Consider the following 25024-nt stretch of genomic DNA (forward strand, 5'->3'; position numbering starts at 1 on the left):
ATGGATTCTTTCCAATCCAGCTGTGCCTGTTGTCCGGGAGGAGTTTCAAAACGCATCGCTGACTTTTTGTGACTGAAATTTTTCTGCCTGCGGTCAAAATATTCCTGAAATTCCGGATGGTGGCTAATATAATGCCGAAAAATTCTTTAGACGATTAAATTCATACTGAGATCCCAATATATCGCCTAATACTGCACCCTTAATAGCCATTAGTTCTTACCCCCATTCTTCTTATTTCCACGAGTTAGATAATCTGCTACGATTGGAGCTTCCCATCCACTGTCATTAAGACAATCCTCCATATCTTCCGCAGAACTTGCCTTCATCGCAAAGCACACTGCCTTTGATACACCTTCATAAACTGTAGCGGTTCCGATATTGTCATGCACATAATTTACGGCACGCTCTTTTCTGATTCCAAAACGCTGAGCTTCCGCATATGCATCAATGTTAGCTCCGATGAAAATAAACTCCCAGCCGTACTTTTTCTGCTGGCGCTTTACCATCTTTTGCACCTTATCATAAGAATACTGTCTGCTGGAATTTTCCATACCATCTGTTGTAATCACAAAGATGGTCTTCTCCGGGCGGTCTTCCGGTCTAGCATACTTATGAATATTCCCAATGTGATGGATTGCTCCGCCTACCGCGTCAAGAAGTGCTGTGCATCCTCGAACATAATACTCCTTATCCGTCATCTTCTTAATCTTATCAATCGAAACTCTATCATGTAGGACCTCACAGGTATCATCAAACAATACTGTAGATACATATGCCTTTTCACCGTTTTTTTTCTGCTTCTCCATCATGGAATTAAAACCACCGATAGTATCTGCTTCAAGCCCTCCCATTGATCCGCTTCTATCCAAAATATAAACGATTTCCGTTAATCCTTTACTCATGATTCTTTACCTCCGTTTTCTATTACTGACCTCCCTGCAGTGAGGCATTTCCTTGTTGTGATGTAATAATAAACCGTGGGCAAAGAAAAAAGGTCAACCGTGAGGCGACCTTTCATATTTTTTGATTTGACAGGGGATCAAGCCCATAATCAAATAATACAATATCTATTTTTAAGACGTTATAGTCTTCGTGCTCTATGAAATACTCAACTATCTTATCTGTCTGCGATATCGGTGACAACGCATACCCGGCTATTCTAAGAAAATCTATCGTTTCGTCAAGATTAAGGCGCAACCCAACAGCAAGTGCAAGCATCTTCTCTTTTGAAGGCTTTACCTGCCCCTTAAGTAGTTTTGAAAAATACTGCTTTGAAATATTCGCTGTTGCATATACTTCTGAATTTTTAAGCCCCTTTTTATTGATAAGCTGCTGTAAATGCTTTTCAAAAGAATCCGTATAGATTTCCTTTAACGCATCCTCTAAAGACTCTGTCTTCTTTTCAAAGGAAACCGGCTTAAGATACTCCGGCATCATAACCGAAAGTGCTTCATCTTCTTTAGCCTCTTCCTCTAAAGGAAGTGCATCAAAACTATCTTCCTCTTCATCCCTGTTTTCTCTTCGCAGGAATGATGGTATACGGAAAGATTGCACTGTAGAACCTACTCTGCTCTCCGGACGTTTTCCTATTTCACGCGGATAATTGTCATTTCGGTATTCCTCAGCAAGAGCTGTTGCTACGTAGCCGTCATCAACAAAGCTGGCTACATCTTCTACAAGCTTACCGGAAATGGTAACATCCTCGCTGCCAAATACAGCAAGCGTGATCTCTATATCATTGTCTTCCAAGAAAGCTGTAAAAGTATCAACGGCAATCTGAATGCCAAGCTCCTTCGGAAAACCATATGTGCCCGTAGCAAGAAGTGGGAATGCAATGGAATTACATCCGTGGTCTTTTGCCAACTGCAAAGCTTTTTCATAACAAGAACGAAGACACGCTTCCTCGCCATTGCTTCCATCCGTCCACCATGGACCACTTGCATGAATGATGTACTTTGCATCAAGATCAAATGCATCAGTGATTGCTACTTCGCCCGGCATCAAAAGACCAATCTTCTTACGTGCTTCAAGAAGTTTTTCCTTACCAGCGGCTTTATATATGGCAGAATCTACACCATCTCCAACGGCAACGTTCGGATTTGCCGTATTTACTATGGCATCTGCTTTTACTTTTGTTATGTCATTTCTAATAATCTGAAAAGGCAAATCCTCACCTCCCTACTTAAATCAAATAAATAATACTTCCATCGTCATTTGATATACGCAAAAAATCTTCTGCTGTATAATGATTTTCATCATTCTTGATGGTAAAATTGCTTTCTACATTTGCTAAGTACCCTATCTTTTCATAAAGAGGAACCGACTTGTTCCAATTCCCGTTTTGTTTATCCGACGTAGATAACCAGCCACTTACACTCACTGTTTCTCCTACCGAATAAAATTCCTTAAAAGCCTTTATTATATCAATAACGGAAAGCATAAGTGTTGTGCCTATTCCATGATTGCTAATCCTTGAGGGTACTTCCAAATAACCAAATCTAGCATGATGTTCATTTTTAAATTTTTCGATGTCTATGTGAATCTCCACACTACCATTCAATAAATCGTCTCCATGAATACCAGAACGTATTTCACCATCTATATGATTGTTCTTATTTGTAAAGACTTCCTCTATCCAGAATTCACCTCTTAATGACTTAATACTCTTTTCTTCATATGGATGATTGAGCAATTCCTCTATGAAATTATTATCCATCGATATTATTCCCCCTGGTCAACTTCTGGTCCATTGGACCAAAAGTTATTGCTCTTTAAAAATCTGATTGTTTAGATCAAAATATACCCAATCTCCTTCATTGATATCTTTACTGTATAATTCTTTATCAGCAATCTCCATATCAATTTCAGATCCGTTTTCATCTCTTAATAAGACTTTGTCCATAGCCACATAATCATCCGGACGCTCCTCACAACCGTAATCCGGTTCCATGATTTTCTTTACGATATACTTCAATCTAAACATCTCCTACAAATCTTTTAATTTCGTTCCGTTCTCGGTTTTCCAATCAACATTACCATTGGATGTATGTCCAAGTATTACAGCCGATGCAGCGGATGGAGCACTAAACTCATAATCCTTTTGGAATACTCCATCTTTTATCACTTCATCTTTGATAAGTGTATTTCGCAGATTATAATAACCTTTACCCTGGGTCTCCAATGACGGCACTGTATGGTCTGATATTTTTGAACCTGAAAGTACTGTGAATCCACCTGTACTTACAAAACCTTTTGCACTTGCCTCTGTTCCCTTGCAATACAGATAAACTGTATCATCTGCAGCCTTCGGAACCGGCACAAGAACCTTATATCCAAGAGTATTGATAAGGATTTTCACGTTATCTATAAACTCTTCCATAGTAGCAATCTGTGCTTCTTTCAGTACAGTGTTCTTATACGTGTTCTTCGTCAGGATAGAATATCTGCCACAGTCCTTAGCAATCTCAACAAAGCGATTCTCTAAATATCTAATTAAGGCTTTATTCAAGTCTCTACCTACAAAAATTACCGCAGTATTCCAGTAATATTTCTCCTTGCCGGACTGATAATCCCTAAGATGTTGAGAAAGCCTATCCAACACGTTTTCTGCTTCGCCGATATACACAGAATCCGTTCCGTCATCCTCCTGACACATTAAAAAGTACACACCGACACCTTTAATATCATCCCGATCACATCCTGCAATCTCTGTTCTTGGAATCTTTATGGCTTTTCCATTCCAATTCGATAATTCCGCTGTAGTCAAACTATCTGCGGATCCATTTACAAGAAAGAGTTCAATAGCTTTTCCATACATCTTATAATCCCTCCCATTAGCTGATTATCATTCATCATCACTCTTGTTTTTTCTGTACTTTTCGCTCTTAATTCGTACATCTTTAGGCTTTTTTGCATTTGCTTGAATTGCCCATAAATATCCTATTCTTACTGTGCCTTCTATTCTGTTTTCAGAACAAAGAACCTGTATACGTCTTTTGGATATCCCCCACTCATCTGCCATTTCTCGAATTGATTTATATTCCATGCACTCTCCACATATATATAGCAATCAATAGTTAGTCTAATTATATTCTCAAATATGAATGAAATCAAACATATTCTTGGGAACAGCGTAAGTTGGGTGAAGTATGCCAAGAATTCAAAAGTGGGAATTCTTTGAAGGCAGATCAGATAGATACAGCAGGAGATTATCCCGTCTATGGAGGAAATGGATTAAGAGGGTATACTTCGGATTACAATCATGATGGTGAATTTGCATTGATTGGTCGGCAGGGGGCTTTGTGTGGAAATATGAATTACCGGGTTATTGAGAAAAAGATTCTTCCATACTTTAAGGATCTTGTAATGAGAGATATCACTCCACGAGATGTTCTTGCTTGGCAGAATGAAATGACTTAGATTCCGAAACACCGAGTACTTCGCCGATTTCTTTTACTGTGATAAAGGTTCTGCATTCAAACATTTCATTCACCTCCAATTACGTGTTTTTTCTTACGTAATACATTTGGGTTGAAAAAAAGCTCATTACTAATCACAGCAAAAATATTTAATTTTTTTGAAATCTGAGGAAGATAAAAGATAAGAAACAGAATTTGACTTTGTTTTGGAGTTATTTCGCTTCTGTTTTTTTAGAAAATTAGAATCATTTTAGAAGCAACAACCAAAAAAAGGCCTGAAACCGTGTAATTCCACACAGTTTCAGGCCTTGAAAATACTGGATTTGTGGAGCTAACCTCTAAACCACTCTAAGGTTATTCAAACTCTTGGGCGGAAAGATTTATCTGGCTGTTTCTTGGTACACATTTGTGTGTTTTATTCTTCACATTCATCTTATTTTGCATTTTTGTGTACCTCATCTAAATTTTTTAGAGCCAAAATGGAGCCATCAATCAACTTGTTTTTTATGAGTTTTTCCAACTACTAATTTAGAGTATATTAACCAATTTCTTAACAGCTTATGTTTCCATTTTATACTTACTTCGTTCCACTTATCTACTTTCATTTCATCCAATATATTAGTAAACACCTCTAAAGGTTCCTTATTTGTCGTTTTAATTTGTTCTAAATACTGACAGACATACTCTAAACCCAAAAGTTTTTCTCTAATATATGCTCTTTTTTCATTGGATTCCTTGCCAAGAAACTCCAATCCGTTTTGTGTTATTTCATATTCACTTCTAGATATAGGTCTAACAAGCCCTAAAAAACATGCATCTATTAGATGACCATTTAAACTTGATCTTTTCATCGATTTTTTTAGTTCTTGAATTGTCATACCTTCTTTATTATCAGCCAATAGTTCCACTACTTTGATAATTTGTGCCAACATCGTCGTTGGGAAAAAAATTTCATCACTTAAAAAATCACCAATTTCTCTTCCCAGGTTATTCGTTGAAATAGTATTATTTTTATCCATATTAACCATTGTAGCAGCAGATAACCATTTACACATAACCTTACTATATTGCTCCCAAATTTTATCTGTTGCATCTATAAACGGCATTTCACTTATTAATATATTTTTAACTTGTTTCAAAGTTAATTTCTTATTTTTCTCCAATTCCAAAAGTATTTTTTTAATCAAAGTATTATCCATTAATATATTAGCTAAATATTTTACAATATTATTTTCTGTATAGTATTGATAGGCATATGAATTAAGTGAAAAATTATTATTAGACCCTTCAATAAATTTCAATTTTTTTAATTCTCCCAATATATTTATAATACTCGTTTTCTTAACCCGAGAATTTTCAACAATCTGATCTACATTACATAAATTCTTACTTACAATAATTTTATACAAATTTAAAACAGTATTTGAAGTGTAACGAATAAGATATCTTCTTGACAAGTTTACATGCCCAGTTTTTACAAACTCTTTCAAAATATCATTATAAGTATCATATGTTCTACCAGTTAGTCTTATTAATCTATAGTCATTCTGCAATATTTTTAATTTAATTGATAAATCCTCATCTGTAAAAATTTCAGATAATTCTGCATATGTAGATGGCAAATATGCAATTAATCTATAAAAGAACTCCCTAATAGCTTCATCCAATGCTAGAATATCTTCGTTAAATAAGTCTTCTAACTGCATTCCTGATTGAACAATATTCTTTTGTTTTTCACCACTTCTAACAAGTTTTATTATATGTGCACAATATTTTTTTAATAGCCAAGGAAAGCCATTTGATATCTCTAATACTTGTTCTTTTAATGGCTTAATTAGAGATGTTCCTATTTCATCATTTATATGGCTTATCAATTCTATCGCTTCTTCTGTCTTAAAATCTTGTAGGACAATCGGCTTAGAAATGCTCTTCAATCGATTCAAATCAATCAATGATGACTCATCATAAGTTGTTGGCTGATCATTTTTACGAGCTATAACAAAAATAAAACTTTTAAACTTAACATTAAACTCCAATATTATATCAATAAGTGTATTATAAACAGATGGTCTAGCAAAAACACTTTCAAATTGGTCTAAAAAAATCAAGGACATTTTACCATTTTCTGTATTAAATTCATCTATTAATTTACTTATAATATTAATCTGCTCTTTCTCTTTTGGTACCTCACAATTCAAATTACAATGAAAATTAAAATCTTTTACTAACATTTGAAAAATCTGCAAAATATCAATATCTGACCGTATATTTCTAGAATCTACAATAGCAGTTGAGAATCCTTTTTCTTTATATAATCTTTGAAGTTTTAAAGAAATTGAACTTTTACCCACTCCCGAACGACTTAATATTTCAATAACTTTAGTACTTGTAATTCCATTCTTTACATCGTTTACAGAATCATTGAATGCATTAATCAAAGAAGTTCGTCCTATAAACCTATCTGGGTTAGCAGGAAACTGGTAATCAAACCATCCTTCTCCGTGCATAACTCCTAAATATGAATTATCCACTTCACTTTCACTATATTTAGTTTTTTCTCCGTGTTTATAATATTTTAGTTCTTTTAGCAATTCTATTTTGCTAGAAACTCTCAAAATGAAATCCTCATCTTCTATAGAGTTTCCAAACATATCATAACAAACAAAATATGATGGTAGTGTTTTCCCATCCTCAATAAGCAATTGAATATAATAATATCCTCTATCACTTACTAAAAAATACACATCTCCACTACCTAAATTTATATTATTTTGAGAAATATCTCTAATTTGCTTTACACTCAAATAATTTTTTTGAGAAACCAAAGCATCTATTATTGAATCCCCCACTATATATCTAATATGATATCCAGCATCTACCAAATCATCTACCTGTTGTTTCACATCGGATGTTAAATCACTTATAGATATAAAAATCCCCCAATCATTGGGTTCCTTTATCCAAAAATGCATCATTTTTGCTATAAATGCCATAATTTCCGAAGATATTTTTTTATCCCAAGCTTTAGCTTCTCCTATTAACTTTTGATTTGTAACCTTATTATTAGCCACAATATCATATTCAAGATTATTCGCTTTAACCCTCATTTCTATATCATTATATCCACTTGCATCTAACAAATCTTTGCACAATCTTTCAAACAAGACACCTTTGTCATAATTTTCGGATTTAGTTGGCGTATCAAAATTTATAAAATAGAACATAATTACACCTCTCACAAAAAGTTTAAAAATCATTTCAATTTCTACACATAATACTCTCATTACTCGCTTTCAAATTCTTTTTTATTATACTACTTTTCCATCCATCATACCACTATAAAGTATATCTCCCACATTCACTGTAACTATCTTCAATCCATCCTTCCCATTATCTTGTCCCATAAGACTTGTCATATCGCCTTATCTGCTGTTCTGTACGCTCCTGTTCCTTTACCTTACGAATAATCGTATCAATCTGCTCTGCACCGCACCGGCATATCTCTTCACACGCTCCAGATCATCAGCCTTTTCCTGCAACAGCTCTGTCCTATCACTCATATTCTTAATCTTGCCCTTGTAAAACTCCACATCATCTGACAATCTCTTCTTTTCCTTTCGAAGCTGTATTACTTCCTCTTTTAGCCTTACACACTGGATTGTCAGATTCTTTATCAGTGTTTTAAGCTTATTCACAAATGGCATACAATAATTATATATTACTCTCCCCACAAATAGAGCCAAACTAGAGCCATTTAACAAAAAAAATGCCAGAAACCCTCATAAATACAGGCTTTCGGCATTTTAGTCCGTTATTCAAACTCGGCTCCGTCGCAGCAAAACTTAACGGAATTAATTAAGTTTTCGCTTACAATAAGCCTTATTTTTATTTCTATTACATAATTTCCATTGGCTTTCCGATGAACTGTTGCCAGAATGTTGCCACTCTATCACTATCAGAAATATTTAATCTGAAATTGATTTGCTAAATAAGTAATTTCTTCCTTTCCTTCATATATTGCTTCACATATCTCGCCACTAACATAAACACAGCAAATTTTTCTTCCATTATTTGCGAAATAATTTATACAAATCGATTTACGTTTCCATATATTCCAAGTATTAAGTAAAAGTTGAGAGCAATGCACTATTCTACTCTTTTGATTTTCATTTAAATTCAAATCATGCAGGTCAATCTCTACTTCATTTTCATTTAGAAAAATATCGCCTAATTGAAACTCTTGTGACAATAAACTAATTCTAAATTGTTCCCTTTTGATTGCTTGTCTAAAAGAAGCTTTTTGAAGTGGCTGGTCTTTAGGAATATCATCAATGAAATCAAAAACAAATATACATCTGGCTATATTTAAAACATTTGATGCTCTTATTATTTTATGAAGATATCTCTCCAATTCTTGCATAGACATTCTGATATTATTTATGTTGCCTTTTCCATATGTACAATCTATATTACCATCATCCCCAAGAGCATAAGTATGATGATAAGCAATATTTCTCCAATCAGATAATTTCATTCCACAAGGTTCTATCCTTAGTACTGATTGTAACAAATCTTTATCAAGTATATTGTTAATAATTACACCGAAGTCTTGTTTCCTAATTTTTTCATAATCAACACAGCCTTTATATTTCAAATATATTAGTGCATACAATTCTTGTACAATGTGCTTAACAGAAACCTCTAATACATTTCCTATACGTTGAAAAATCTGCACCATTTTCTCATAAGGATCATCCTCTTGCAAATTTAATTTACTATTGCGAATACTCCACATTTTATTCTCATCTTCTACCATTACCGCATAAGTCGATAAAATAATATCCCACGATTCCTTATTAAAATTTATGTTTGCATTCTTATAGCAATCAGTTACCTCTTTAATTCCTTGAGAAAACTCACTTTCATTATAATACCTGACAAAAAATTCAAAAGCTGACAATAATTGACTATCGCAAGCATATTTATTTAAAACATCCATATGAGTAAAATATGGCTGTAACACCTTAACAACCGCATCTTTTATATCATCTGACGAATATCCTTGTCTTGCCACATCAATCAACATATCATCTATCATGTTATACCTCCTTCAATGGCAACCATAATCTTAGTAAAGTATACTACCATATATAACAATACTGCAAACAACCTTATATATTACCTGCCATATAAAATAATCCGTGCATTTTCATATTATTCATATTTGAAAATCAAACTTTCGTACTATACTTCCTGCATAGATGTTATTATATATTATGATTTCAACTCGTTACCAAGTATCCAAATAATATAAGTTATCTGATCTACTGTTTTCAGTGAAATATCGTCAGCTTTCCTTGAACTGTTCTAGTCTTCTTGATTAGATTCTAAAAGATTCATATATTTTAAGATCTCTTTTGCACTTGCTTGAGCCAACTTTGGAGGTACCGCATTACCAACTTGTAAACTCATTTCCCCAATATTCCCTGAAAAAATAAACTTGTCATCAAATGACTGCAATCTTGCCGCTTCTCGTACAGATAAGCCTCTGTTTTGGGTTGGATGACCATAACGCCCTTTTGAAATCGTCGTACATCCAGATGTAATTGTTGGAGCAGGTTTATCTAAGTCTATTACTCCATATGTATCTGTATATGACACATTTTTCTTTTTGTGACATTCCAATTGCAGTTCCTCAGATGCATTTACTCTATTACCGCCTTTTTTTCTTATATCATCCAATCTTCTTTCATTTGTCTTTGATAATTTTCTTGCAACATGATTAGCCGTTCCAACACACTTTACTTCTTCTCCTGCTTTTAATTCGGGTAAATCCATTATTGCTTTTCTCACTGTTACCCATTTTTTCAAACCATTCTTTTTATCTTTAGCATGCGTTGCTTCTGGCATCAATGACAACTCATTTACTTTTAGAATATCCAACAACGTAGCATATACATCCTTTCTTACTCCATGCAAAACAAGTCTTTTTCTAATTTGTGGAACTCCAAAATCTGCCGCATTAAGTGTATCATACTGAACACAATACTTTTCTTTTAATTTTTGCACTACATCATTGAAAATTTCTTTTCCTACTCCTCTTGACATTCCTGGTACATTTTCCATCAAAATAAAACAAGGTTCCAATTCGAAAATCAGTCGAATATACTCATATACCAATTTGTTTTTTTGATCCGTTGCATCCCTTTTTCCCAAATTTGAAAAGCCTTGACAAGGTGGACATCCTGCTAACAAAAAGCAATCACCCTTTTTTATTCCTGTTATTTTCTCAATTTCCTTACCAGAAACCAATTTAATATCTTTATTAAGTACCTTTGCTCTTTTTATATTATCTTTATAAGTTTTTAATGCAGTCTGATCTATATCAATTCCCAAAACTACATCAAATCCACCTTTTTTTAATCCAAATGACAATCCACCAGCGCCACAAAACAAATCAACCGCTTTATATTTCACTTTGTTGCGCCTCCTTACACATTATTTTTCAAATATTTCATTTAACATTTTAATAAAATATATTTGTTTTGGTCCGTCTTCTATACTCCATTTATAAGCCAATCTTGCTATCACATCATTAATATGATCTTCATTACCATAATCTTCTTTTGAAATATCACAAATAACTTTTTTGGCATTAAAATTGTCCACAGAATCATATTTTTTTAATACATGTGAAAATTCTTTTTCTACATAAGAGCTTTCCAAAAGAATAAGCTCTGGAATCAAACCATCTGGAAGATAGTACACGTTCTTGTTATAATATCTCAAATAACGTAAATATGCATCACATTTCTGATCGTCTCTACTTCCACCAGCACCCCCATCCACATAAACTTCAACTTCCGTTCCATAGGCACTTTTCACACAATTATTTAAATAAGTGCTATCCTTTTGCTGGACAACCGTTAGTTTTTCTTCTTCAAAAGTATAACCCGTTTTCATATCCCCATCAAGAATCATGAATATTTTTTCTCGAAATAATTCATGTACTGTAAATGATGGTAAGTATTTAGTAATCAAAGTTTTTTCTCCTCCAGGATTATACTCCACATCAAAAAACTGCTCTTTCTCAATACGGATCAATATATTATCGATGAGCTTTTTAGCTGCAAAATCTTCACAAAAAATAACTTTTTTCTCGTCTACACTTTCTTCCAAGTCAAAAAATGCTTCTTGATAATTAATATCTCCCTTTACTTCAAATTTTCCCCGTTCATTAGTTATATACAATTTAATTGCCTCATTCGGCATATCCTTGATTAAAATAGGTGAGTGCGTAGATATTACTATTTGGAGTTTTTTTCTAATAATTGCGTCTAAGAGATACATTTTCAATTTTTCTTGTGCACCCGGGTGTATAGACACTTCTGGTTCGTCTAATAAAATCAGACTATACTCCGACGCATCCTCAATTTTCTTCACCAACTGGATAACAGCCACTTCTCCACTACCTGCATTTGCTTCGGAATATAATGATGACGTTTTAGTCTTAACATATATTGACGTCCCTATGTTTTTAAACAAAGAATGTTCCGCTATTTTTATATTTACATATTCTTTCCCTAAAATATTCCCGATAATTTTCCTATTGTCTTCACTTAATTCGATTACCGTGCCAACCTTATCGTCCGGCTGCCCCGGGAAACGCATTGCTTCTCCATTAAATAAGCGATTAAGATATTTTGAACGACTTCGTAATAATGCCTTTTTTTCATTCAAATTGCCTTTAGAAAAATGAAATATTTTATCAAAAGCACTTACTTCCGCACGAAAATCAATATAAATAACATCTCTCTTTACCGGATCATTCCTTTTTGATGCAATCATTCCATCTCTCTTAATCGGTTTTGAGGTTTCCCAATAATCTGGATCGTCCTCCTTGGTTTTTGATCCCCTTTTCATTCGGGTTTTCATTACTTCTTTTATTCCAGAATTTCTATTTTCTGTATAGCCATAAAAAAAACGATTTCTACCATTTCCACCAGTTTCTACTATTGGATCTGTTTCTGTAGAAAACCAAAATTCAGAACAGCTATGCCAATATGGAGCTCCATACAAAGCATGTAATGTTGAACTTTTTCCCGACCCATTTTTCCCTACTAAAACAGTCAAAGGAAACGCAAAATCTATCTTTGTACCAGGAACCAAATTTTTATAATATGGAAAAACCATATATTCAATATAGTTATTAAATACACCTCGTTCTTTCATACGAGATATAGTACTAATTTTATCTTCAATACTTGTCTGTTTCATTTTTATCCTCTGAATTTATATCTCCCTGTACAATTCTTTACTTTCCAAAAATGCTTCTATCTGTTTAATATATTCACTACCAATAAGCTCACTTTTTCCCATTTTCTTGATAGAACATTCCCACACAACCAGACACTTGATACCCTTCTCATGTAATTCATTTCTTACCACAATATCTCTTTTCCGATTTGCTTCAAATTTGTTTTGCCAAAACTCTATTCTTGATTTTGGCATATATGCAAATTTACATCCCTCATGCCTGTGCCAGAAACAGCCATGAACAAATACAGCTGTATTGTACTTTCTTAAATATATATCTGGATGCCCCGGTACTGTTTTTGAATTCAGGCTGTATCTGTAGCCTTTCACAAACAGCAGCTTACGAAAATAAACCTCCGGTTTTGTATCTTTTGATCGAATAGCCGCCATATTTTTACTTCGCTGTTCCGGTGTTACTATATCCATTTTACTTTCCCTCTATTGCCTTTACATACTGCACAAATCTCGATAATGTCCAGATTCTGTCCTGTCTATCAGAAGGATATGTTTTAATATAAGGCTGCGGAACAACGAGAATTACATTTGCCGCCTGCATTTCATCCATCTGCGCACCGGAGATTCCCTGCTGAAGTGTACATAAATACTTTGGTTTATCTTTTAACCTGTCCGCTTCATTAAGTACCTGTCTCCATCTGTCTTTACATGTAGTTTTTGCAGCCAAAGAAATTAATCTTTCTACTGAAAAGCCACTGTTATGATAGGCTTCTTTAGATGGAAAAATGAAATCTGGTTTTTTATTACCTTCTGTTACAACCTGTGCCGAGTACTCCAGTTCATTTCCATCAAATATTGCAGCAAGATGATGCTCCAGACTTTTTCCTGCTCTACTCTTTCTTCTATTCAATACAATATTGGCAACCTTTACAAACTCATCAACAGATGTGAATCCCTTATAGATTAAATCTCTGTATCTATCATGCTCTAATGCCTTGAACAGCTTATATTCCATATTTGTCCACGCAATTAACTTCCTATCCGGATTTTCCTGAATATCTTCAATTCGATCATACACTGTGTTTTCAATATATCTGGAAGCCGCTGACATTTCTTCAGATACAGGAAAATCAACGTTCAAACTCTCGATAAACTCTCTTATTGCAAGTTCTTCTCTCCTTCCCAAAAGTGCACCCACTTTTCCTGTATCAATAAGACAATTAGTCTGAGTCGGTCCAATACCAAATGTATTTAGAAATTCTTCAATTTCTTCTTCCGTTTCCAGAAAATATCCACTATAATCTTCTTCACTCTGTTTGGTAAACACAAATAATGTACCTGTCTTATCCGGTTTCAGAAAGGGGAATCCTCTACCAAAACGGGTAATCCTCAATTCATTCTTACTTTCGTAATATGTAAAACAGCTTTCTGTCAAAAAATCATCTTGCCATCTAATTTTAACCGTACGTTTTAATATGCCATCCTGTTTAAGCTGCTGCAGTGAAAATAACATCAACTCTGCTGATTTTGAAATCAATATTCCCGATTGATGTCCTCCTGTGGCTCCTGTATCATTCGCTGACAGGAATTTACAAAAGGCCTGTTCACTGTTTAGCACTGAATTTATTGCCTGATTAGAATATTCTGTAGACATTAAATCACCTTCCTCCGCTCTTCATCTGCTACCTCTGCATCCATATATTTAAGTTTCTCAACTATTAACTTGGCAACATTTTCCATCAAAGGAACAACAACTGAATTGCCAAACTGTTTATATGCCTGCGTATCTGATACCGGAATTTTGAAACTGTCGGGGAATCCCTGTAACCTCGCACACTCTCTTGGAGTAAGCCTTCTTGGGTTTTTGCCTTCCTGTGCTATCAATATCTCTGAACCATCTTTATAATATCTTGCACTTATCGTTCTTGACACGCCATCTAACGGAGCTATTCCATAACCGAAACCATTACCCGCAGCTTTATGCTTTGCAGCATAATTTTGCAGATATGTCCACAATTTATCTGACAAAGTATATTTCGCATCGACATCCTTATCCAAAATATCCTGCATAACCGGCTTTGGAATTTTCGGTGTCAAGTTAAATTTAAAGTCAATATCTTTTCCATACCTTTCTCTGTCAAATCCAACTATAATAATTCTTTCTCTATGCTGTGGTACATAATTCTGACCATCTAAAATCGCATAGAACACTTCATAATTCAGCTCATCCAGAGATTCTTTAATCACATGAAATGTTCGCCCCTTGTCATGACTGCAAAGATTTTTAACATTTTCCAACATAAATGCTTTAGGACGCTTTTCTTTCAAAATTCGACAAACATCAAAAAACAAAGTTCCCTGTGTTTTATCTGCAAATCCAGTTTCTCGACCCATACTGTTTTTTTTGGAAACCCCGGCAATAGAAAAAGGCTGACACGGAAACCCTGCAACCAGAATATCATGATCTGGTATATCTTTCTCATTTACCTGTGTAATATCACCATCCGGCTGCTCACCAAAATTTGCAAAATATGTCTGTTGACTGTATTTATTCCACTCATTCGAATAAACGCAATGTCCCCCGGCTCTGTCAAATGCAATTCTCATTCCTCCAATTCCTGCAAATAAATCTATAAAAGAAAATTGTTTGTTCGAAATATCTTTCTGCCTTCTTTTCATATCTGTTACATAATAGGCTACGGCTTCTCGAACACAGTCCTGCATACTCTGCTCACTCTGTAAGGAATATGCATTCAGTTTGTCATATAACTCGTCTTCCACTCTGATATGTACCTGTTTCATGTTAATCACTCCTGGGAATAATTTTATACCTGTTTTTTCCCATTATAATATGAAAGCATAAAAAAAGCAAGCGAAAGAATCGAACATATTTTCGCCCGCTTAATTTATGTGCATCCCAAAGTTGAGTATCTCAATAATTATTCACACAATTTCCGTCAATAAACAAATCAAACTGCTCTGGATCATGCACAATGTCATATTCTTCTCCATACCCAGTGGTTTTATACTCCACTACCATTACAGGCTCATTTCCTTCAATTTCATCTTTCCAGAGATATACCCTCATATTCACACTAGTCGCATATCCTCTATCTGTAGAAAACTTAATTGTATGAAATGAATTTTCCCTACACATCTTCACCAGTAACTCTGCAAATTCTTCTTTATCTTCGATCTTATCTCTATTTGCAACTATTGTAAGATACTGATCCTGATTCATACTGATACTGCTAACCACATCCGGCTCCATCGGTATATGATTCTCATATTTCTCTTCCAAAAAACAGCCTGCCATGATACCAAATACCATTATTACGCACACTATACATATACGTTTTTTATTCATAATTAAACTCCTTCATTTGCAATATATGCATTGCAATTATAGAAAATATTTAAAGTAAAATCAATATAAGCACAAGGACAATGATGTAAATGAAAGGTATGGATTTTTATGGAGCAAAGGCTACGACAAATCAATGATGTTTCCATTGGAAATAATTTACGAAATTTAAGAAATGCTGCAAACCTTACACAAGAACAGGTTGTTGCTCAATTACAGCTTCGGAATCTTCCAACCACCCGCAGCATTTACTCCCAGATAGAGGCAGGTACCTACAACATCAAGGTTAGTGAACTCATTGCCTTAACCGAAATATTTCATACCGATTTCAACACAATATTTAATGGACTATCTTACAATAAATAACCCTGGATCAACAGTTTTCATTCTGTCATCCAGGGTTTTGCTTATCAGTCATATTCTCCAATTATATACGAGTTATAGTTCCATTCCACTTCTCTGCTTCTTCTTTGTTTGCTGCTCCACAATCTGCTTCTTCTCCTCCAACCGTTCATGAATACTCCTTTTCTGCCTTTCCTGTTTCTCCATATTCTGCACATTCGCTGGAATCCTCAGATACATTTTCTCCGGTTTCTGTTCCAGTGCATCCCATACTTTCTGAGCCTGTTGAACTTTCTTTAATTCTGCTTTCGCAAGCTTCATTGCCTTTGTAACTTCCAGTGTATTTTGATATCCATGCTGAGCTGGGATTAAATCCAATGTAGCCTTTGCCTTTTCCAGTTGAACGTTCTTAGCTTCAATCTTTCCTTCCAGTTCTTTCTGCTCTTTTCGGTGAAACCATTTCTTTTTCACTTCTTTCAGATCCTTTTCCAATTTCACAATCGCTTTCTCAATGGCATAGATCTTCTGTTCTTGCTTTTTCATCTTATTGAGGATTTGCTGTAATCGCATAACCTCTGCTTCCTGTTTTTCTGAAGAAGGTCGTTCCCCTTTCGGTTTTGCCGGCAATGGTTCTGGCGTAATGTCAATCCTCATATCATGATCAATCAGAGGATTCCCGTCTGGATCTCTATCACAGTATTTTGTTTCCCGCAGAAATTCTGCAAATCCCCTTAGGTATCCGACTGCTTTCTGAAGAATCCCGGTAAATAATTTCGGATCCTGCCCATGTTCCCGGAGTGACTCCGCCACCGGTTCGTCAATCTGTGATTGCTTTGCCATCATCACTTCTACTTCTGATGCACCTGTAAGCAATGCCCGATCTACATTCCGGTTCCATTCCTGCCGGAGATAATTATCTGCCCTGATCTCCGCTTCTTTGGGATTGTTTTTTCCAATCTTTTTGGTAGCAAGATAAGGACCGCCTTTCTGAAATACCTGCATCTTCTCATTTTCATCTTTCACAATCTCATTGATAGCATCCGTCATGACCTGCTTTATGTTTTCTAGAAATGCATTGGACTTAAATTCCTCTTTCTTTGGTTGAAAGAAATTCGTCTCATACACTTCCCCTTTTTTGATGATCTTACATCCGGGTCGGAGATTTCCGTTCTCATCCAAAATTTCCTTTTTTGTTCGAACATGTTTCCCAGATTCATTATAAAACATATTTCTGCTCGCAATTTTCCGCTCCACTTTCTGCCGGATCTCCCGCTCGGAGAAGATCAGATGAATATGTAGATTGGTTTTGCTCTTATTATGATGCAGAGCTGCGCAGCATCCCACATCATACTTTTCCAAAAATTTCGATGTCATATATTTCAACAGAATCTCATAGTCATAATCTATCAGACTCTGCGGTAACATAATAATCAGCTCTCTGGCTTCAATACACGTTCCCTCTGTCCCGCTTTTTGCAAAATCCCGCTGATTCTGTTCGGCAAGCAGATCCCAGTATCTGTCCTCCACATTGGAAAATACCGCATACAAATTTTCCTGCCGCTTGGGGCTGCTGATATAATCCACTCTGCCTTTTACATCATGCAGTTTGCTTTCCATAACAAAGCTATGATTCCGTCTGTTCACACTTCCTCCTTTCAGCCGGATACACTGCCATCAGAAATTACCACCGCCATTCGCTTTTACAGAATATTTTAACAAGGCAAAACCCGCCCCTGCGAGACCCTCCGGGAGGACGAAAGACACAGAGCATAAGCTTCAGCTTGTGCGATGGGTGTATTTCGCTCTCAATCGCCGAGGGCTACTTTTGTCATACCCGGATGATTCTATATCTACTGATGATTGATTTTTTCCAACTGGCGTATCCGCCATTTTTATTGATGCCCGTTTCCGGGCTGTTTCTCGTTTCTGCTTTGTTTTCAAAGTTTTATCGCTCCTGTTCACACCTTCTTGTTCACATTTCGCTCGGATTTTTGTGAACAGAAACCTGTGAACAGGGCTCAAAACATTTTAAAAGTATTTCTTAATCAAATGGGATTTCCATGCTTTCATCCACCTTTAGGAATCCCTCCTCATCTTTTTTCGGCTGAATCCGTTTCCACGACCTCTGCGTTCCGATTGCCCTACCAAATCTGTGATTGCCATGTTTCGTCCAGCCGATGATCTCATTGTCCATCAGATCACCGATTTCTTTTGACTGCCATTTTGGCACGATTCCTTCCTGATGAAATACCTGTTGATAGATAATGGTGGAACACACATAATCTTCTTCATATGCATCAAGGAATGCCTGAATCATACCTGTCTGGGTATCTTCTGGCATGAATTCCCTTTGGAGAAGTTTGACATGATCTTCCATCTCCGGTGAAAAAGTCATCGGATAGTCTCCGCTTCGGTAGATTTCCATTGCCTCTGCCCATGCCTGGATAATGTATGCTCTGGATTCTGCTTCATTTTCATAAATGGTGGTTTCCGCTTTTTCCGGAAATACTCTGACTGGTGCAAATCTCCGGTTCCCTGTGCGGTCAAATGGAAGAAAATTCAAGTCATTGGAAGTACCGCAAAATACACACTGTCGATATCTGTCCTCTGCCCGCCTTTCATATGGAATACGATAAATATCCTTCTGCCGGCTCAGGAACGATTTAGTCTCTTCAATACTCTTTGCATTTGCCACTGCATTCATTTCTGACATTTCCACAATCCAGTGTCCCTGCAGATATTCATAAACTTTCTTGTCATCAATCCTCTTCATATCGTCCGTAAACCATTCATCTTTGATTGCCAGATAGCAGAAGAAGGTGGATTTTCCGGTTCCCTGACCTCCGACCAGACAGAGCATGATGTCATATTTGGCTCCCGGCTCATACAGTCTGCGGATAGCTCCCATCATATGCATCTTCATCACTTCTCCGGTATATGCAATATCTTCTGCTCCAAAGAAATGGGTCAGCATATGCTGAATTCTTGGTATCCCATCCCATTTCAGGCTCTCCAAATGTTGAAGTATCGGATGGAAACTGTTTTCATTCGCCACAATATCTATCGCCTTTGCAATTACACGATCGCTGGTCAGTCCATAATTCTTTTCCAGATATAAAGCCAGATTGTTCATATCGGTATCCGTCATATGAACACCACGTCTTTTCCATGGCATTTTCTTCCTAATGTCAATCTGACACGTCATTTCATTTCTGCAGATGGCTCCTTTCAGACAAGGATCATGCTCCAACGCATATTTGCAGTTCTGAATGGACTGACGAATTTTCCCCTTTTCCGTGGTATCCAGCCGTTCCCGGATATCCTCCACTGTCAGAAGCTCCGTTTCCACAATCTCCTCTAAGTTCTGCAAGGACTCCTCGCTCATATTCTGCAAATCTCTGTTCATACCACTTCACCTCCTCCCTTCCATTCCGGAAAAAGCCAGAATCTCTTCATCTGTTCCAAACATCAGCATGTCCACCAGATAACTGATCTTGCTTTCATTCTGTAAGGCTTCGACAAATAACGGATGCCATTCCTCTTCCGTGGATTCCGGCTTGTAAAATTCCTTCCAGAATTCCATCCATCGCAGATACCGCAGCAATACATTCGCGGCATCCTTTACCCATCCGTCAATTTTCTTTTGGAGGAATTGTATCCGTTCCTCTTTTGTGAGAACCTTCTCTTTTTTGTGGACTTCGGGTTTTCGTTTTCTTCCAACCTCTGTCTTCCCAATGGGAATTTCCAGAGAAAAATCTTCATTGATCTTCTTCGCTGCTTCAAACTGGGATAATCCAAACAGTAGCGCCACATAATTAACTGCATCTCCTTTTGCTCCACAGGCAAAGCAGTAATAATTCTGATCAATCTTCATACTGGGATGTTTGTCATTATGAAAAGGACAGCACGCCATCCCATTACGTCGCACTTTTAAACCATATCTTTCTGCCACCTGCCTTGCGGTGACACGTTCTTTCACTTCCTGAAAAATGTTCATGTTCCATCCTCCTGTATCATTTTAATTTCAGTAATTTTTCCTCTTTTCGTTACAGGAGAACTTTGCTATACTACACATAAAGCTATATGCGTATAGACAGACTTCTCCCGTAAGGATTGAATTTTTGTCTATGAGGCTTTACCAGAGCCTGTATAAGTTTTGTTTAGTGTCGAAATGTCCTTGTTACCAGCAGGGACATTTTCTTTTTTAAGGCTGTTCCGGGGATTCCACATGCTGCGCTTCCTCCTTCATCCCATTCAATGTCACAGCAACCATCTGGATGGTCTGAAGCAATTCTTCATTTTCTTCACTGCACACTTCCAACCGTTTCAGTTCTCCGTAAATCTGCTGCATCTGATTTTTCAGAGCTTTATAAACTCTTGGATTTCCCTGCACGGTCACTTCCCAGTCCATTAACTTTCTCAGGATGTACTCCTGTTTGGTAAGCCCGGATAACGCCACCATGCGGTCAATCATTTTTGCTTCTTCCTCGGATACCCGGAATCCCACGGTCCGGTTTCTCCATCGTCCTTTTGCATCTAACGTTCTCTCCATCAGATTTCATCCTCCTTCTCCATCCGCTCCACATCCAGTTTATTCGCCATCTCCGTCTGTACCGTTGGAAACAAATGTGCATACCGATACGTGATTTTTTCTGCTTCATGTCCCACACGGTTTCCAATCGCAAGTGCTGTGAAACCCATGTGAATCAGCAGGGAAACATGGCTATGACGTAGATCGTGGATTCGGATAATCGGAACTCCTGTCTCTTTGCATCCCCGTTCCATTTCATGTTTCAGATAGGATTTGGAAAATGGGAAGATCCGCTGATCCGGTGCTAATGAATAATACATCTGAAAGTAATCTCGTATCTCTTCACAGAGAAACTCCGGCATTACAACGATCCGGTTACTTTTCGCTGTCTTTGGCGAAGTAATAATATCCTGCTTTTTCATCCGGTGGTACGTTTTATTGATCCGCACCGTCTGTTTTTCAAAATCAAAATCTGCCGGTGTGAGGGCAAGCAGCTCCCCTTCCCGGATTCCGGTCCAATAAAGCATCTCAAAGGCATAATAGGATCTGGGCTTGTCCATCATTGCCTCAGCAAATTTCAGATACTGTTCCTTTGTCCAGAATTTCATTTCCTTTGGAACCTCTTTTCCCATACTTCCTGCCTGTCTTGCCGGATTGCTGGGCAGATTATAATAGTTCACCGCATGATTGAAAATTGCTGTAAGCTGTGCCTGAATCGTTTTCAGATAATCCACCGAATAGGGCTTGCCCTTTTCATCCCTGTATGCCATCATTTCATTCTGCCAGGCAATCACATCTGCCACGGTAATCTCATTGATCTTCCGTTTTCCAAAGTAAGGAAGAATTTTTGTCCGCACAATGTGGCTTTTCGTCTCAAATGTACTTTCCTTTACCCGCTGGCATTTATACTCGGAATAAATCTCATAAAAGCTCTCAAACGTCATATCCAGCTTATTTCCTTTTCGGAGCATCATCTCATGTTCCCATGCAGTCGCTTCCCGTTTGGTCTTGAAGCCACGTTTCTGCGTCTGCTTTCTTTCCCCGGTAAAATCGGTGTACCGGAACACCACTCTCCATGTACCTTTGTCTTTTTCCTGATATACAGCCATCTTAAGTACCTCCTATTTTTCTTCATAAAACAACTTTTTCTTGAAATAATTGGCATCCACACGCCCCGGCACTGTGATCAGTCCCATTCCGCTGAGTTCTTTATTCAGCTGACGGATAATCTGGTATGCCTTCGACTGCTTGACCTGTAAAATATCCATTACTTCTTCTGCAGTCAGAAACCCATTCTTTAATTCAGACATTCCATTCACCTCCTCCCGCATCATCTTCGAGGAAAAACCCCTCTACTTATCCAACTTTTCAAGGCATCTTATACAACCTCGCTTTCAAATTTTTCTTTAACTTAACTTTAATTAGTTAAGTTTTAACCGTATTATATTAACTCTTTTCCGTTAAGTCAAGTGGTTTGAACATCAGTAATTAAATTTTTTTGTTTAAGTTTTTCTTGCGTCTTATTTTTCCATATGCTATACTGATTTAAACAAATATCGTTAACCACCAGTTTCTATTCATTGCACCACGGTAGGAACTTATATTCAAAAATGGATAAAAGATTTCAGGAAAAGGAGAGATCCCCATGGCATTTGGAAAACGCATTAAATTTTTCAGAAACAGAAAAGATATGAAGCAGAAGGAGCTTGGCGAACTTCTTGGATTCCTTGGAAAGACTTCGGATGTCCGTGTGGCGCAGTACGAGACAGAAGCCAGAACCCCTAAAGCTGATCTGGTCAAAGAAATGGCACAGATCTTCGGTGTCAGTCCCAGAGCAATCAATGTTCCGAACATTGACTCCTATCTTGGACTCATGCACACCCTCTTTGCACTGGAAGATATGTATGGCATCAAGATCGGAGAGATTGACGGAGAACTCTGCCTCCGACTTGACCGGGAACACAGAGAATATCAGCATCTGTTCGAACCTTTTCATACATGGCAGCAAATAGCTGCAAAACTGGAATCTGGAGAGATCAGTCAGGAAGAATACGATAACTGGCGATATAACTATCCGGAATTGGACACCTCCGAGATTCGGGCAAAAGTTCCGTCTCTAGAACTCTCTGACGAACTCATCAAGGCACTGAAAAAAGAAAATCAATAAAGAAATGCAAAAATAAAAACCTTACTGACTGCTCTTTCCAATTTTGGAAACAGTTCATCAGTAAGGTTTTTATGTTATAGAAATATAATTATATTCAAGGAATATTGCAAAAAGTGTTGCCAATCCGTTGCCAAAAAATAACGGAATTTGTTTGGAACCCGCATAAATACTGGGTCTATTTTTGCAAAATCCTATTCAAACTCTATCGTTCCAGGTGGCTTACTCGTCAGATCATAAAATACACGATTAACCCCTTTCACTTCATTAATAATTCTGCTCATCACCTTTTGCAATACATCAAATGGTATCTCGGCACTTTCTGCTGTCATGAAATCTATCGTATTTACAGCACGAAGTGCAACTGCATAATCATACGTTCTTTCATCACCCATGACACCAACGGACTGCATATTCGTAAGAGCTGCAAAATACTGGCCAATTGATTTATCCAGACCGGCATTTGCGATTTCCTCACGGTAAATAGCATCTGCTTCCTGAACGATCTTAACTTTCTCGGCTGTAACCTCTCCAATGATACGGATGCCAAGGCCCGGACCCGGGAACGGCTGACGGAATACAAGTTTCTCCGGAATTCCCATTTCCAATCCTGCTTTTCGAACCTCATCTTTGAAGAGGTTACGGAGTGGTTCAATGATTTCTTTAAAATCAACATAGTCAGGAAGTCCGCCAACATTGTGATGTGATTTGATCACGGCTGATTCTCCGCCAAGTCCGCTTTCTACAACGTCAGGGTAAATCGTTCCCTGAACGAGAAAATCAACGGCACCGATCTTCTTTGCTTCTTCTTCAAATACACGAATAAATTCTTCACCGATAATTTTACGTTTCTGTTCCGGTTCTGTTACACCGGCTAACTTGCTGTAAAAACGTTCCTGTGCATTGACACGGATAAAGTTCAAGTCATATGAGCCATTTGGTCCAAATACTTCTTCTACTTCATCGCCTTCGTCTTTACGAAGCAATCCCTGGTCTACAAAAACGCATGTAAGCTGGTTACCGATCGCCTTTGACAGCATAACTGCTGCAACCGAAGAATCAACACCACCGGATAAAGCACAAAGCACTTTACCATCGCCTACTTTTTCACGTATTTCTTTGATTGAATTTTCAACAAATGCATCCATTCTCCATGTGCCGGCACAACCGCACACATTACGGACAAAGCTGTACAGCATTTCTGCACCATGCTCTGTATGAAGCACTTCCGGATGGAACTGAATGGCATATAATTTTTTCTCTGCATTCTCCGCTGCTGCAACCGGACAATCTGCTGTATGTGCTACAACACGAAATCCCGGTGCTGTCTTCGCAATACGATCGAAGTGGCTCATCCAGCAAATTTCCTTAGAAGCGAGTCCCTCAAATAATGCGCAGCTCTGATCCAGCATAACTTCTGTCTTTCCATACTCTCCAACTTCCGGTGTTTCAACCTTTCCGCCAAGAACATGCATCATAAGCTGGGCACCATAGCATAAACCAAGCACCGGAATGCCAAGTTCAAAAAGTTCTTTCTGATATGTCGGTGAATCTGCCTCGTAGCAGCTATTCGGGCCTCCGGTCAGAATAATTCCTTTCGGATTCATTGCCTTAATCTGCTCAAGGTCTGTCTTATATGAATAAATCTCACAATATACATTGCATTCTCTGACACGACGTGCAACCAACTGATTGTATTGTCCGCCAAAGTCAATGACAATAACCTTTTCCTGATCCATCAATATTTTCCTCCTATAAAAATGTACACATACATTTTATTATAAATTAGCCCGATAAGAAACACAAGCAATTTCGCTAAAATTATTTAAGAAGCTATAAACGTCCAATGTTCTGATAATATTTTACCCAAATGATCCCATCACTAAAGTAAAAAGTTTATTTCCACTCCACCAATCATCAAAGAACAGAGAGGA

25 protein-coding genes and 1 pseudogene are annotated in these 25024 nt (G+C 37.0%); 4 read left to right on the plus strand and 22 right to left on the minus strand.

Features of this window, described 5'->3' with window-relative positions:
* Window positions 1–209: 209 nt before the first annotated feature.
* The 6 genes from H8700_RS01850 to H8700_RS01875 form a co-directional block, all read right to left on the minus strand.
* Complete coding sequence (locus H8700_RS01850; protein ID WP_249302634.1) at window positions 210–902, minus strand: vWA domain-containing protein; 693 nt, start codon at window positions 900–902, stop codon at window positions 210–212.
* 112 nt (window positions 903–1014) lie between these two features.
* Entirely contained in the window at window positions 1015–2166 is a 1152-nt protein-coding gene (locus H8700_RS01855) for a macro domain-containing protein (RefSeq protein ID WP_249302642.1), read from the minus strand.
* A 16-nt stretch (window positions 2167–2182) separates the two neighbouring features.
* On the minus strand, window positions 2183–2716 hold the full coding sequence (locus H8700_RS01860; protein ID WP_249302643.1) for a hypothetical protein: 534 nt from the start codon (window positions 2714–2716) through the stop codon (window positions 2183–2185).
* Between the two features lie 45 nt (window positions 2717–2761).
* Entirely contained in the window at window positions 2762–2974 is a 213-nt protein-coding gene (locus H8700_RS01865; protein ID WP_249302645.1) for a hypothetical protein, read from the minus strand.
* 12 nt (window positions 2975–2986) lie between these two features.
* A complete protein-coding gene (locus tag H8700_RS01870; RefSeq protein ID WP_249302647.1) occupies window positions 2987–3817 on the minus strand; it encodes a GIY-YIG nuclease family protein in 831 nt (276 codons plus the stop codon).
* A 27-nt stretch (window positions 3818–3844) separates the two neighbouring features.
* Window positions 3845–4045, minus strand: coding sequence for a DNA-binding protein (locus H8700_RS01875; protein ID WP_249302649.1), 201 nt, complete (start codon window positions 4043–4045; stop codon window positions 3845–3847).
* Between the two features lie 89 nt (window positions 4046–4134).
* Between H8700_RS01875 and H8700_RS12150 the strand changes: the two are divergent.
* Both H8700_RS12150 and H8700_RS12155 read left to right on the plus strand, forming a co-directional pair.
* A pseudogene (locus tag H8700_RS12150) lies at window positions 4135–4311 on the plus strand (restriction endonuclease subunit S domain-containing protein); the annotation flags it as partial.
* Window positions 4312–4419 (plus strand): tyrosine-type recombinase/integrase, encoded by a 108-nt coding sequence (locus tag H8700_RS12155; protein ID WP_283242173.1) that lies wholly within the window; start codon window positions 4312–4314, stop codon window positions 4417–4419.
* Between the two features lie 487 nt (window positions 4420–4906).
* On the opposite strand, the gene H8700_RS01885 is transcribed toward H8700_RS12155, so the two are convergent.
* The 9 genes from H8700_RS01885 to H8700_RS01925 form a co-directional block, all read right to left on the minus strand.
* Window positions 4907–7642, minus strand: a complete 2736-nt coding sequence (locus tag H8700_RS01885) for a restriction endonuclease (RefSeq protein WP_249302653.1) — start codon at window positions 7640–7642, stop codon at window positions 4907–4909.
* A 228-nt stretch (window positions 7643–7870) separates the two neighbouring features.
* Entirely contained in the window at window positions 7871–8113 is a 243-nt protein-coding gene (locus H8700_RS01890; protein WP_249302655.1) for a hypothetical protein, read from the minus strand.
* A 260-nt stretch (window positions 8114–8373) separates the two neighbouring features.
* Window positions 8374–9516: a hypothetical protein gene (locus H8700_RS01895; protein ID WP_226861999.1), complete on the minus strand. Its 1143-nt coding sequence runs from the start codon at window positions 9514–9516 to the stop codon at window positions 8374–8376.
* Between the two features lie 269 nt (window positions 9517–9785).
* The gene (locus tag H8700_RS01900; protein ID WP_226861998.1) at window positions 9786–10895 is read right to left on the minus strand and encodes a DNA cytosine methyltransferase; all 1110 of its coding nucleotides are present in this window, start codon (window positions 10893–10895) and stop codon (window positions 9786–9788) included.
* Between the two features lie 21 nt (window positions 10896–10916).
* Window positions 10917–12695: an ATP-dependent nuclease gene (locus tag H8700_RS01905; RefSeq protein ID WP_249302657.1), complete on the minus strand. Its 1779-nt coding sequence runs from the start codon at window positions 12693–12695 to the stop codon at window positions 10917–10919.
* A gap of 15 nt (window positions 12696–12710) precedes the next feature.
* Window positions 12711–13160 carry a very short patch repair endonuclease gene (locus H8700_RS01910; RefSeq protein WP_249302660.1) on the minus strand — a complete coding sequence of 150 codons (450 nt, stop codon included), beginning with the start codon at window positions 13158–13160 and terminating at the stop codon, window positions 12711–12713.
* Between the two features lies 1 nt (window position 13161).
* A complete protein-coding gene (locus H8700_RS01915) occupies window positions 13162–14343 on the minus strand; it encodes a type II restriction endonuclease (RefSeq protein WP_226861995.1) in 1182 nt (393 codons plus the stop codon).
* Complete coding sequence (gene dcm / locus H8700_RS01920; RefSeq protein ID WP_226861994.1) at window positions 14343–15491, minus strand: DNA (cytosine-5-)-methyltransferase; 1149 nt, start codon at window positions 15489–15491, stop codon at window positions 14343–14345. Before dcm ends, H8700_RS01915 begins: the two co-directional genes overlap by 1 nt.
* A gap of 130 nt (window positions 15492–15621) precedes the next feature.
* Window positions 15622–16056 (minus strand): hypothetical protein, encoded by a 435-nt coding sequence (locus tag H8700_RS01925; RefSeq protein WP_226861993.1) that lies wholly within the window; start codon window positions 16054–16056, stop codon window positions 15622–15624.
* Between the two features lie 108 nt (window positions 16057–16164).
* Here H8700_RS01925 and H8700_RS12370 point away from each other — a divergent pair, with 108 nt between their 5' ends.
* On the plus strand, window positions 16165–16419 hold the full coding sequence (locus H8700_RS12370) for a helix-turn-helix transcriptional regulator (protein ID WP_226861992.1): 255 nt from the start codon (window positions 16165–16167) through the stop codon (window positions 16417–16419).
* 72 nt (window positions 16420–16491) lie between these two features.
* Here H8700_RS12370 and H8700_RS01935 read toward each other — a convergent pair whose 3' ends face one another.
* The 6 genes from H8700_RS01935 to H8700_RS01960 all read right to left on the minus strand — a co-directional run bounded on the left by H8700_RS01935 (window position 16492) and on the right by H8700_RS01960 (window position 22236).
* Window positions 16492–18039, minus strand: coding sequence for a coiled-coil domain-containing protein (locus H8700_RS01935; protein ID WP_249302662.1), 1548 nt, complete (start codon window positions 18037–18039; stop codon window positions 16492–16494).
* Between the two features lie 397 nt (window positions 18040–18436).
* Window positions 18437–19780 (minus strand): virulence-associated E family protein, encoded by a 1344-nt coding sequence (locus H8700_RS01940; RefSeq protein ID WP_249302782.1) that lies wholly within the window; start codon window positions 19778–19780, stop codon window positions 18437–18439.
* A 27-nt stretch (window positions 19781–19807) separates the two neighbouring features.
* Window positions 19808–20392: a CHC2 zinc finger domain-containing protein gene (locus H8700_RS01945; protein WP_249302664.1), complete on the minus strand. Its 585-nt coding sequence runs from the start codon at window positions 20390–20392 to the stop codon at window positions 19808–19810.
* A 207-nt stretch (window positions 20393–20599) separates the two neighbouring features.
* On the minus strand, window positions 20600–20947 hold the full coding sequence (locus tag H8700_RS01950) for a plasmid mobilization protein (RefSeq protein WP_118656685.1): 348 nt from the start codon (window positions 20945–20947) through the stop codon (window positions 20600–20602).
* Window positions 20947–22035, minus strand: coding sequence for a site-specific integrase (locus H8700_RS01955; protein ID WP_249302666.1), 1089 nt, complete (start codon window positions 22033–22035; stop codon window positions 20947–20949). The genes H8700_RS01950 and H8700_RS01955 overlap by 1 nt, the downstream gene beginning before the upstream one ends.
* A gap of 12 nt (window positions 22036–22047) precedes the next feature.
* Window positions 22048–22236: a hypothetical protein gene (locus tag H8700_RS01960; RefSeq protein ID WP_087175032.1), complete on the minus strand. Its 189-nt coding sequence runs from the start codon at window positions 22234–22236 to the stop codon at window positions 22048–22050.
* 335 nt (window positions 22237–22571) lie between these two features.
* On the opposite strand from H8700_RS01960, the gene H8700_RS01965 reads away from it, so the two are divergent.
* A complete protein-coding gene (locus tag H8700_RS01965) occupies window positions 22572–23093 on the plus strand; it encodes a helix-turn-helix domain-containing protein (RefSeq protein WP_249302669.1) in 522 nt (173 codons plus the stop codon).
* A 191-nt stretch (window positions 23094–23284) separates the two neighbouring features.
* On the opposite strand, the gene guaA is transcribed toward H8700_RS01965, so the two are convergent.
* On the minus strand, window positions 23285–24829 hold the full coding sequence (guaA, locus tag H8700_RS01970) for a glutamine-hydrolyzing GMP synthase (protein ID WP_249302671.1): 1545 nt from the start codon (window positions 24827–24829) through the stop codon (window positions 23285–23287).
* Window positions 24830–25024: the final 195 nt, after the last annotated feature.

Origin of the sequence: Jutongia hominis (assembly GCF_014384965.1) — a bacterium.
Classification (GTDB): domain Bacteria; phylum Bacillota; class Clostridia; order Lachnospirales; family Lachnospiraceae; genus Butyribacter; species Butyribacter hominis.